Genomic DNA, 10,594 nt, shown 5'->3' on the forward strand with positions numbered 1-10,594 from the left:
CTCACCATTTACTATGATGAGGTAATTTTACCTTGAATAAGTCGTGTTTCACAGCCGGTCGATTATTAACTGCTTACAAACTGTTAGCTAAATCGTGTCATAAAAAAGGCACCATGCAAATTAATTGCATGGTGCCTTTAAACCGGACATTTATTTCTTAGTCTTTTCTTTTTTCAACGACGGAATTGGTTGATTATTCAAATCAGTCCGAACGACTAGGACGTCGCAAGTGGCGTTACGTGTCACGAATTCTGTCACGGAACCTAATAAGAGACGTTCAACCGCATTTAATCCGGTTGCGCCAATCATGATTAAGTCGACTTTTTCGCGAGCAGGGAATTCTCTGCCTAGAATTGTCTTGGGCGAACCATATTCGATGAAATATTTGACGTGCTCAAGTCCAGCATCTTTTGCCGTTTGCACATACTTAACCATGGATTCTTTGGCAGTTTCTGAGACCTCTTCGACCATGGCGGAGTCGAAACTAGACACATTTTGGAATGCGCGGGTATCAATGACGTGAACTAAGAATAGTTCAGCTTGATTCCGTTTGGCAACAGCAACGGCTTTCTTAAAAGCCAATTCGGATTCTGATGAACCATCAATTGCAACTTGAATTTTCTGATATTGTTGTAGCATTTATCTCGCTCCCTTCAACCTCAACTTTATTCTACAACATCGCTTTGTAAAAAGCATTGATTTAGCTGTTGGAGAAGTTAATTGCCATGGCAAAGCCGGCGGTGATGATACTCCCCAGGATTAGCGTAATTAAATTCCACTTGGCAGGCATCAAAATTAAGATCAAGATGCCACCTAGACAAGTTGCTAATAATAAAATACCGGTTACTAGCATCGCCGAACGGACACGAGGCGTAGCATCGGGATTGAAAATTAGGAAGGCCTTGTGTAAATGGGTCAGTAAATAAATTGCAAGAATGGCCAAGACTAAAATAAAAATAGCTACGGCAATCGTGATAACTGAATTCATGAAGTACTCCTTTGAATATATTAAAAAAGGCATTAATACCAATTATTGATCAATAAAAAAGGATCAGCAAGGCTGATCCCACAAAGTTTTTAACTTTGAGAATATCTAGTGGTGCCGTTGGAGATTCGTTTAGTTGAGCCCGCTAATTGATAAGCAGGGGCCATGCAATTATTTGGTCTTGGCAAGTCAGAAGACTCGCACACCGCATAACGATCCACGGCCAAAATGTCTCATTACTTGATCGGTCAACATAAATTTGAATCAATCGGACACCTTAGAAGTTCCATAACTAAGATTAACATTATGAAAAATAAATTGCAATTAATAAAGCGCTTGCCGATCAATTGAACAGTCAACACAACTGATAAAACGCTGCTGTTTAAGGAACTACGAATGGTTTAAGGCGATTGTTAAAAAACTTGTGCTGATAAACAATTGTGCTATAGTAAGTGAGTACTCACTTACTAAAGAAAGGTCAATATAGTATGGCAATCATTTCGATTACGAATTTAAAACAAGGCTATGGTAAAACCACCGTCCTAAACGATATTAATTTACAAGTGGCAGCAGGTGAAATTCTAGCATTAATCGGTCCTAGTGGTGCGGGTAAGACAACTTTGGTCAGCACGATTATGGGAATGCTTAAGCCTAAAGAAGGCGAGGTTATTGTGCTCGGTCAACACATGCCACGGCGCGAATCATTAGCCCAAATCGGTTATATGGCACAATCCGATGCGTTATATGACGAGCTCACTGCTCAAGAAAACTTGGTATTCTTTTGTGAAATGCAAGGGGTGAACAAAAAAGTACAATCACAACGAATTGCACATGCAGCCGCTGTAGTCAATTTGACGATGGATTTAAATAAACGGGTCAAAAATTATTCTGGTGGGATGAAACGGCGTTTGTCATTAGCAATTGCCTTGATTAGTGATCCACCGTTATTAATTCTGGATGAACCAACTGTGGGAATTGATCCTGAATTACGCCAACAAATATGGCATGAGCTACATCAGATGGCTGCTGCTGGTAAAACAATTTTATTAACAACGCATGTTATGGAAGATGCAGAAGAAGCTAATCAAGTATTAATGATTCGTGGTGGTGAAGCCATTGCTCAGGGGACACCGGCGGCTTTACTTAGTCAGTATCAGGTTACGTCAATTGAACAAGTTTTCTTGCAAGCAGGGAGGGATCAAGATGCGCACAATCGGAATCGTTAAGCGTGTTTTTAAGGAAATGTTACGTGATAAACGGACACTAGTTTTAATGTTTATCGGCCCGCTATTTATTTTGTCACTCGTTTTCTTTTTATTTCAAAATACCAGTCAGACTAAAACTACCTTAGTTGTGCGACAGGTTGATTCTGAGTTAGTGACAGCACTTAAAAATGATCATTTGCGAGTTAAGTCAATTCATGATCAGCGTGCGGCGACCACAATTATTCGCCAACACGATTACGCCGGCCTGCTCACTCAAAAGGGTGATCAACTAAAGCTGGTGTTGGCCAATAGCGATCAGAGCAAGAGTACAGTTATCAAGCAAAGTATTCAGCAGGCACAAGTCAAACTCAAAACACAAGCAGCTGCTGCAACACTTAAATCTGAAGCTGCTACGATCAAAAAATTAGCGGCGGCATTAGCAGCATTGACGAAATCAACAACGTTTGCAGGTCATTCTGGTAAGGCGACGGTCGCTTCAGCCAAGAACTATCAACTTAAAACTAAATATTTATATGGCAGTCAGGATTCGACTTATTTTGATACGCTACTGCCAATTTTAATGGGCTTTATTGTTTTCTTTTTTGTTTTTCTAATTTCAGGAATTGCCTTGTTACGTGAACGGACGGCAGGAACCTTGTATCGTTTATTGGCAACGCCGATTAAGCGCAGTGAGATTATTGCCGGGTATTTACTGGGTTACGGTGCTTTTGCAATTGTTCAAACATTAATGGTCGTTATCTTTACTATTTATGTGTTTAACATTCAAATAATTGGTAATATTGGGTTAGTTATTCTCATTAACTTGTTAATGGCCGCCGTAGCGTTGGCAATTGGGTTGTTTATTTCAACATTTGCTAATTCAGAATTTCAGATGATGCAGTTCATTCCTATTGTGGCCATTCCCCAAATCTTTTTCTCAGGAATTATTGCGCTGGATACGATGCCGAATTGGCTACAAGTTATTGCGCATTTAATGCCGTTATATTATGGCGCTAACAGTATGACCGCCGTTATTGAGAAGGGCGCGACTTTCAGTACGATCGCACCAAATCTCGGTGTCTTAGCTGTGATGACAATTATTTTTCTAATATTGAACAATCAGACTTTGAAACGGTACCGTCAAGTTTAAGCGGCCAGAAACAGCAGTCGATTAAGTTTAACCAGATAACAGAAGGAGGTGCTTAGATGACCACACATAATTTTGAGCGTTTATTTGAACAGTCGCTGGCGACTAGCAACCTGTCTGAGAAGCAACGCGCCGTCTTAAGTGCAAGTTTACAATTATTTGCTGATCAAGGTTTTGATCATACTAGTACCAGTGATATTGCCGCGGCGGCCGGAGTTTCTGAAGGAACAGTTTATAAACATTTCAAGACAAAGGATCAAATTTTGAACGCGATCATCACGCCATTTATTACGGAGGTTGTGCCCCAAGCTGCTGCAGAATTTATTGCTGATGCTCAAGCCAACAGTAATTTGGCCTTCGCAACGTTTATTCGTTACTTTTTACGCGATCGGTTGACCTTTGCTGACCAGAATCGTAAAGAAGGTAAAATATTTTTCCGCGAAGCGCTGGCGCATCCGGAAATGATGGCGCGATTGTCTCAGCAATTTGAAGCGGTCTTAGCAGGACCTTTAACGCGATTAATTCACCATTACCAAGTCAAGAGTGACTTAATTGACTGGCCGCCAACAACCATCCTTCGTTATATTATCGGTACATTAGGCAGCTACTTAATTCCCAGCATTGTGCTTAATGATCAGCCCTTGAATATTGACGAAATCACAGCGACAGCGAGTGAGTTTCTAATTAAAGGTTTGGCCCCCAAATAAAATGTGATGGTACTAATAAATGTGATGTCACTAATATAAAAAAAGCAGGACAAAAGTTGCGTTAAATTCCGCGACAATGCCAACTAAAAAAGAATCGGAGTTTTATCCCGATTCTTTTTAATTCTAATCATTTAGGTTTCAAGTGTGTAATCATTGCTGCACTTTTTAAAAGGTTGATTATTTGTCAATGACTTGTTTAGTCGTGACTAGTTTTCGAGTGCTTTTGTTTGGTCAGGCCTTGTTTTTGTGCGTGCCGTAATTGTTGATATTGCTGGCTATAGGCCGTTTCAATCTTGCCGTTATGTTTCGGTTGGTAGTATTGCTTGTTGGCCAATGTGTCAGGTAAATATTGTTGCGCTAACCAATCGTTGGGGGCGTCGTGCGGATATTGGTAAGTATCGCCACGATGTAAATCTTTAGCGCCAGCGTAATGCGCATCTTGTAATTGACGGGGCACTTGACCAGCGTGACCATTGTTAATGTCGCTGATGGCGGCATCGACGGCAGCCATGGCCGAGTTAGATTTAGGCGAGAGGCATAATTCAATCACAGCGCTTGCTAACGGAATTCGTGCTTCAGGAAGTCCCAATCTTTCGGCAGCTTGGCAGGCACTCACAGTTCGCGCTGCAGCGGCTGGATTAGCCAGACCAACATCTTCATACGCGATGACCATCAAACGCCGCATAATACTCGTTAAATCGCCAGCAACGATCAATCTAGCTAGATAGTGGAGAGCAGCATCAGTATCACTACCGCGAATTGATTTTTGAAATGCAGAAATCACATCGTAATGCGCATCGCCATCTTTATCATGAGAAAAACTTTTCTTCTGAATAGATTCTTCCACGTCGGTCATGGTGATCTTGATCACGCCTGTTTTCTGATCAGGTGCGGTGGAATTGGCAGCTAATTCTAAACCGTTTAGCGCGGCGCGTAAATCACCATTCGTTCGTTGTGATAAGAAATTGAGGGTTTCATCAGCAATTTCAATCGTTAAGTTGCCCAAACCATTTTCTTGATCAGCAAGTGCGCGTTTTAACGCTTGCTTAATCTCCTCTGGTTTCAATGGATAAACTTCAAAAATTTGTGTCCGACTGCGAATGGCTGGATTAATGGTCATGTAGGGGTTTTCGGTGGTGGCACCAATTAAAATGATGCGACCACTTTCTAATTGTGGTAATAGAAAGTCTTGCTTAGTTTTGTCAAGGCGATGAATTTCATCGAGTAATAAAACAACAGTGCCACTCATCCGTCCTTCTTCAGCGATTGCTTGCAGGTCTTTCTTCGTATTAGTGGCCGCGTTGAGTGTGCGAAAAGCATATTTTGTGCTGCCAGCAATAGCACTGGCAATACTAGTCTTTCCTGTGCCTGGTGGTCCATAAAGAATCATCGATGAAAGTTGTTTGGCTTTGACCATACGATCGATAATTTTACCGGGACCAACTAAATGTTGTTGCCCGACAATATCGGCTAATTTTTGTGGGCGCATACGCCAAGCTAATGGTTGTGCCAAGTGAATCACTTCTCTCGTATTGTTGATTAATTAATCATGAAATAGGCGCGCAAAGAAACTTTTCTTTGCGGGCTTTTCGTTAGTCTTTTTTGAAGTTGGTGTCGTTATTAGTGGATATAAATCAAGTAGATTGATTGTTTGTTGATTGACGGCGGTGCGGCTGACTATTAATAAGGCATAACTGTCTGGCTCAATTGGTGTTTCTGATTTATTAACTAATGTAAAAGCAAAGTTTTCTTTTGCAAGCAATTGTAAATAAGGTCCCATTTGACGATGGTCAACTTTGCCATTAATTAACGCCGTTTGATCGTTAAAGTCGCGTAAGTGTGTTTCAAAAACACGAAAAGTTCGTTCGTTAGCTAGATCTTTGATGGGAATGGCTAATAACACGCGCTCGCGAAGTGAACCCAAAAATTGCCGCCGTTGATCTGGGAGCGTTTCTGGCGTGCCAGTCATAGACGTTGTTAAGCGTTCGTTCACATCATTTACATTTGCCATTTTTTCACCTCAGCTAATATGCTAGAATTATTAGTAATAGTGTTACTAGTATAACATGTTTGAGAAGGGGTTCGCGATGATAACTAGAACAAGTTTTGACGTCTTTAATGATCCAACTTTGTCAGGGCGATTGGCGAAAATTCAAACGGAAGTCGATCCTGATTTCGAGATTTTGGGTGAGCATTTGACACAGTTGCTCTATCCAGAGTTGCATCAAAAATTAAAGGTTCATTTGGCCAAACATTTGCGCCGTCATAAAAATCCGCCGGTTGATACTTGGCTTGCTTTGAGCAGTAACAGCCGCGGTTATAAAATGATGCCGCATTTTGAAGTGGGTTTGTGGCCGGATAAGTTGTTTATTACTTTAGCGCTTTTGAGTGACATGAAAAACCGTGATCAAGTGGCTGCAAGTTTAAGTGAACTTGATTGGCAAATTATTCCGGCCTTCCATATTTCAACGAATCATGCTAGTTCTGATAGCCAGGAATATTCTCAAGAAACGTGGGAGACAGCTGTTGAAAAATTCCAACAAGACCCCAAGAGTGATTTTGTTCTGGGGATGTGGATTGCTAAAGATGACCCGCAATTTGCTGATCCGCAGTTGATTGAACAACTTATCCAAAATCAAATCATTGATTTAGCACCGTTATATCAAGAGTTGATGCGCGTTTATAACGAAGCGTAAACTAAAACTGTTATGCTATGCTTCTTCGCGCTTGCGCAAAGGTTGGAAATGGAAATAGTGGGTACCGTGGCGGCGAAATAATACTTGGCGCTGGAACGTAGTGGGCGTCGATTTGAGCCGATTGAAGGGCTAATCGTCTCAAATACGAGCCTTATAGTAGGTGATAAATCACCAACAATAATTTCACTACTGAGCGGTATTATTTCGCCGTCACTGAACTAGCAAGGGGGCAACCTTTGCGCAAGCGCTGAATTGATGAGTGGTTGAATCACTTTTAATTTTTAGAAGCACAAATTTGCGGCTACATCACACCATGTCAGCTTGTTTGTCAGTGCCGGAGGAAAATCGCGGTCAGCCGCGGAATTCTTGTTAATGGTTTACCATTTACAAGAAAGCTTGAGTTTGAGACGAATTGTTTTTTATTCGGCTCAAACCAATGCTCGCAGCGTTCCACCAGCGTATTTTCCGCAGGCACGAAGAACAGCAAGATAACAGTTCTAGGGTTTGGCTACTCTCAATGAAGCTCACATTCAATGCTCGGAGCGTATTTCCCGCTGGTACGAAGAAGTTCAGCACAAAGAAGCGCAACACAATAATGCAATTTATCGATGATATAAAAATAGCGCAAATCCAGTATTAGGATTTGCGCTATTTTGTTGAACAATTATTTTAAAACGCCGACGATTTTTGTGCCATGTAGTTGACTAACACCTAGTTCTGCGGCGATATGATCAGCGTTAACGTTGGTAATGCCACCGCCAGGTAGGATTTCAATGCGCCGATTCGCTAAGGCAATCGTTTGTTGCAGTTGTGCTAAGTGCGCTTCGATTGGGCTTGATAATGGACCACCGTGAGTTAAAATTCGGCTCACTTGATGATCAACTAACCAATCAATGCTGTCTTGCTGTTTGGCAACAGGAATTTCATCGAAGGCCATGTGCATGACGACTTCTAGGCCGCCAGCGGCACCGATGAGCATTTCCATCGCTTCTTTGTCTAATTCATTGTTTGGTGTTAATGCGCCAAAGGTAACGGCATCAACACCAAGTTCTTGAGCTAAAAACAAATCAGATTCCATCATCTTGATTTCGGTGTCGTTATAAACAAAATTACCGCCTCTTGGTCGAATCATCACGACTAGGGGGATATTTTTTTCGTTGAGATATTTTGCTGCTTCGGCCATGACGCCGTGACTGACGGTTGTGCCACCAACAGCCAAGTTATCGTTCAATTCGATTCGATTAGCGCCAGTAGCAACGGCTTTGGGAATCATGGTGAAGTTTTCAACTGCTACTTCTTTTAACACACGCTTCACTCCTGTTCTTTTTCAAAAATAAGGTAAACTTGAACCTGCTAAAAAATTGCCTTTAAGCCAAAGTAGGCAATCACAATAACACCTAAGACAATCCGATACCAACCAAAAGCTTGGAAGTCATTCTTCTTAATGTAATTCAACAAGAAGCGAATCGATAAGTAAGCGACCACGAAGGAAATAATCATGCCCACTAATAGGACAATCACTTGATCGCCTGAGAAATTGTTGTGAGCTAAGAACTTGAAGACCTTCAGCAGTGACGCGCCAAACATTGTGGGAATTGCCATGAAGAATGAAAACTCGGTTGCCACAAAACGAGAAGTGCCGATAATGATGGCGCCTAGAATTGTCGCGCCAGAACGGGACGTCCCGGGAATTAATGACAATAGTTGGAATAGACCGATGCCCAGCGCAATTGAGTAAGGTAAGCTGTTTAAATCATTGAAGCGACTTTGATGCCCTTTATGCCAACGTTCGATGATGATGAAAAGAATGCCATAAATGATTAAGGTTGCTGAAATCACTGGCCAAGTATTAAGATGAGCGTCCATCCAATCATTTAATGGTAGGCCGACAACCATTGAAGGGATAACCGCAACTAAAACTTTAAACCAGAGCTGCCAAGTTTGGCCCTTTTCGCGTTGTGATTTCTTAGGGGAGAAGGGATTCAATTTATGGAAGTAAATCAGGACTACGGCTAAGATTGCCCCCAATTGAATGACGACCATAAACATGTTGATGAACGCTTTGTCTTCGCTAAGTTTGATAAACTCATCAGCTAAATATAAATGTCCAGTCGAACTAATCGGTAAGAATTCAGTAATACCCTCGATGATCCCAAGGATAATGGCTTTAATAATATTCAATTGTCAAACGTCCTTTCGAGTTTAAGCTTGGGGGAAAATAACGCAAACACTCTCAGGCGTTACGATATCTTGTTGAATTTTAGTTAAGGTACCGCGTTCAGAATTGCGGCGATAAAGCGTTGTGTTGCCTGTGTTTTGATTACTGCAAACGACGTATTTTTCCGTTGGGTCCAAGTTGAAGTCGCGGGGGAAGTCGCCCTCTGTACTAATCCGTTGAATCAATTGTAAGTCACGACCATTAGCCGTTACGGCAAAAACAACGATTGAATTATGGCCACGATTGGAAGCGTACAGGAATTGACCGTCACTGCTCATCCGAATTGCGGCACTACCATTATGTTCAGTGTAATTCTCTGGAATTAATGAGTAGGTGGTGATTAAACTGAAACTACCATCTTGTTGATAATTCAAAATCTGGACGTTACTCGAAAGTTCGCCTAATAAATAGGCAATCTTACCATTAGGATTGAAAACAAGATGACGAGGACCATAACCTGGTTCAGTTCGGTAAGTGGCAACTTTAGTTAAATTACCTTCATCGCTAACGTCATAAGTGACAACTTCATCAGTTCCTAAATCACAAACAACCAAACGTTTATCAGGTGTTAAATCAGTAAAGTGGACATGAGCACTGTCTTGTTCTGGACGTGGGCCACTACCGACGTGTGTTTCCGTACTTGCAAGAGAAAGACTACCATCAGCGGCAATACGATAGACTAGAACTTCACCTTTATGATAATTAGCGCCGTAAACAAGCTGCCGTTTCTCGTCGACTGCAACATAAGCAGGTGGAGCACCGACTGCCATAACGGCGTTTAATAATTTAGGCGCGCTGCCATTTAAATCATAAGCAGCCACACCGCCTTCTTCACCGCTTTCATTTTTGCAAACGGTGTAAAGAATATGTTGCTTACTTAAAGCTAAATAAGTTGCTTGTGGCACTTCAATATAAACTTCTGGTTGAGCGATACTTTCAGTTTCAGTATCTAGTTCACCACGGTAGATGCCTTTACCACCATTCCGAGTGTAACCACCAAATAAGATTTCTTCTTTCATCACGAATTGACCTCCAATTTTTCACATTGTTAGTATAGCATATGCAGCACAACTATTTACTAGACTTAGGGACTAGTCTTTGTAAAAAAGCAAAGGTTGTGTGCTAAAATGAAAGCGTGTTGAATAAAAAATAATACTTTATTTTGAGGTGGCAAATCCTAGAACTGTGATGTTGCGGTTCTCCATGCCTACAGAAATACGCAGGTGGAACGCTGTGAGTATTGGTTTGAGCCGAATCAAATCCAATTTAGTTTGAATGTGAGCTTTATTGAGAGCGGCAAACCCTAGAACTGTGATGTTGTACTTCTTCGTGCCTGCGGGAAATACGCTGGTGGAACGCTGCGAGTATTGATTTGAGCCAAATCAAAAACCGATTTGTCTCAAATGCAAACTTTCTTGTAAGTGGTAAACCACTAACAAGAATGCCGCGGCTGACCGCGATTTTCCTCCGGCACTGATAAACAAGATAATATGGCGTGATTTAATAGCAAATTTATACTCCTGAAAGTTAGAAGTGATTCAACCACACGTCAAATCAGCGCTTGCGCAAAGGTTGCCCTCTTGCTTGTTTAGTGAGGAAAAATAAATACCGCTCAGTGGTGAAATTGTTGTTGCAG

General features: G+C 41.5%; 12 protein-coding genes. 5 read left to right on the plus strand and 7 right to left on the minus strand.

Features of this window, described 5'->3' with window-relative positions:
- Positions 1-150: 150 nt before the first annotated feature.
- Both EKM65_RS10625 and EKM65_RS10630 read right to left on the minus strand, forming a co-directional pair.
- Positions 151-639: a universal stress protein gene (locus EKM65_RS10625; RefSeq protein ID WP_125608299.1), complete on the minus strand. Its 489-nt coding sequence runs from the start codon at positions 637-639 to the stop codon at positions 151-153.
- Positions 640-700: 61 nt separating this feature from the next.
- The gene (locus EKM65_RS10630; protein WP_125608301.1) at positions 701-988 is read right to left on the minus strand and encodes a hypothetical protein; all 288 of its coding nucleotides are present in this window, start codon (positions 986-988) and stop codon (positions 701-703) included.
- 485 nt (positions 989-1,473) lie between these two features.
- Here EKM65_RS10630 and ccmA point away from each other — a divergent pair, with 485 nt between their 5' ends.
- From ccmA to EKM65_RS10645, 3 genes are read left to right on the plus strand one after another with little or no spacing between them, the layout of a single operon-like run.
- On the plus strand, positions 1,474-2,211 hold the full coding sequence (ccmA, locus tag EKM65_RS10635) for a heme ABC exporter ATP-binding protein CcmA (protein ID WP_125608303.1): 738 nt from the start codon (positions 1,474-1,476) through the stop codon (positions 2,209-2,211).
- The gene (locus tag EKM65_RS10640; RefSeq protein ID WP_125608305.1) at positions 2,189-3,340 is read left to right on the plus strand and encodes an ABC transporter permease; all 1,152 of its coding nucleotides are present in this window, start codon (positions 2,189-2,191) and stop codon (positions 3,338-3,340) included. The genes ccmA and EKM65_RS10640 overlap by 23 nt, the downstream gene beginning before the upstream one ends.
- A 56-nt stretch (positions 3,341-3,396) precedes the next feature.
- Complete coding sequence (locus EKM65_RS10645; protein ID WP_125608307.1) at positions 3,397-4,044, plus strand: TetR/AcrR family transcriptional regulator; 648 nt, start codon at positions 3,397-3,399, stop codon at positions 4,042-4,044.
- 196 nt (positions 4,045-4,240) lie between these two features.
- Here EKM65_RS10645 and EKM65_RS10650 read toward each other — a convergent pair whose 3' ends face one another.
- Positions 4,241-5,557, minus strand: a complete 1,317-nt coding sequence (locus tag EKM65_RS10650) for a replication-associated recombination protein A (RefSeq protein WP_125608309.1) — start codon at positions 5,555-5,557, stop codon at positions 4,241-4,243.
- A 30-nt stretch (positions 5,558-5,587) separates the two neighbouring features.
- A complete protein-coding gene (locus tag EKM65_RS10655) occupies positions 5,588-6,055 on the minus strand; it encodes a YueI family protein (RefSeq protein WP_125608312.1) in 468 nt (155 codons plus the stop codon).
- A 76-nt stretch (positions 6,056-6,131) separates the two neighbouring features.
- Here EKM65_RS10655 and EKM65_RS10660 point away from each other — a divergent pair, with 76 nt between their 5' ends.
- Together EKM65_RS10660 and EKM65_RS11365 are read left to right on the plus strand one after the other, a co-directional pair.
- Positions 6,132-6,740 carry a DUF1054 family protein gene (locus tag EKM65_RS10660; protein WP_164506922.1) on the plus strand — a complete coding sequence of 203 codons (609 nt, stop codon included), beginning with the start codon at positions 6,132-6,134 and terminating at the stop codon, positions 6,738-6,740.
- 84 nt (positions 6,741-6,824) lie between these two features.
- Entirely contained in the window at positions 6,825-6,962 is a 138-nt protein-coding gene (locus tag EKM65_RS11365; protein WP_164506923.1) for a hypothetical protein, read from the plus strand.
- 442 nt (positions 6,963-7,404) lie between these two features.
- On the opposite strand, the gene EKM65_RS10665 is transcribed toward EKM65_RS11365, so the two are convergent.
- The 3 genes from EKM65_RS10665 to EKM65_RS10675 are packed head-to-tail and all read right to left on the minus strand — an operon-like array spanning position 7,405 to position 9,977.
- Positions 7,405-8,046, minus strand: coding sequence for a copper homeostasis protein CutC (locus EKM65_RS10665; RefSeq protein ID WP_125608316.1), 642 nt, complete (start codon positions 8,044-8,046; stop codon positions 7,405-7,407).
- Positions 8,047-8,093: 47 nt separating this feature from the next.
- Positions 8,094-8,921 carry an undecaprenyl-diphosphate phosphatase gene (locus tag EKM65_RS10670; RefSeq protein WP_125608318.1) on the minus strand — a complete coding sequence of 276 codons (828 nt, stop codon included), beginning with the start codon at positions 8,919-8,921 and terminating at the stop codon, positions 8,094-8,096.
- Between the two features lie 21 nt (positions 8,922-8,942).
- Entirely contained in the window at positions 8,943-9,977 is a 1,035-nt protein-coding gene (locus tag EKM65_RS10675) for a lactonase family protein (protein ID WP_125608320.1), read from the minus strand.
- Between the last annotated feature and the right edge of the window lie 617 nt (positions 9,978-10,594).

The sequence above is a fragment of the Lapidilactobacillus bayanensis genome, assembly GCF_003946695.1.
Taxonomy (GTDB): Bacteria; Bacillota; Bacilli; order Lactobacillales; family Lactobacillaceae; genus Lapidilactobacillus; species Lapidilactobacillus bayanensis.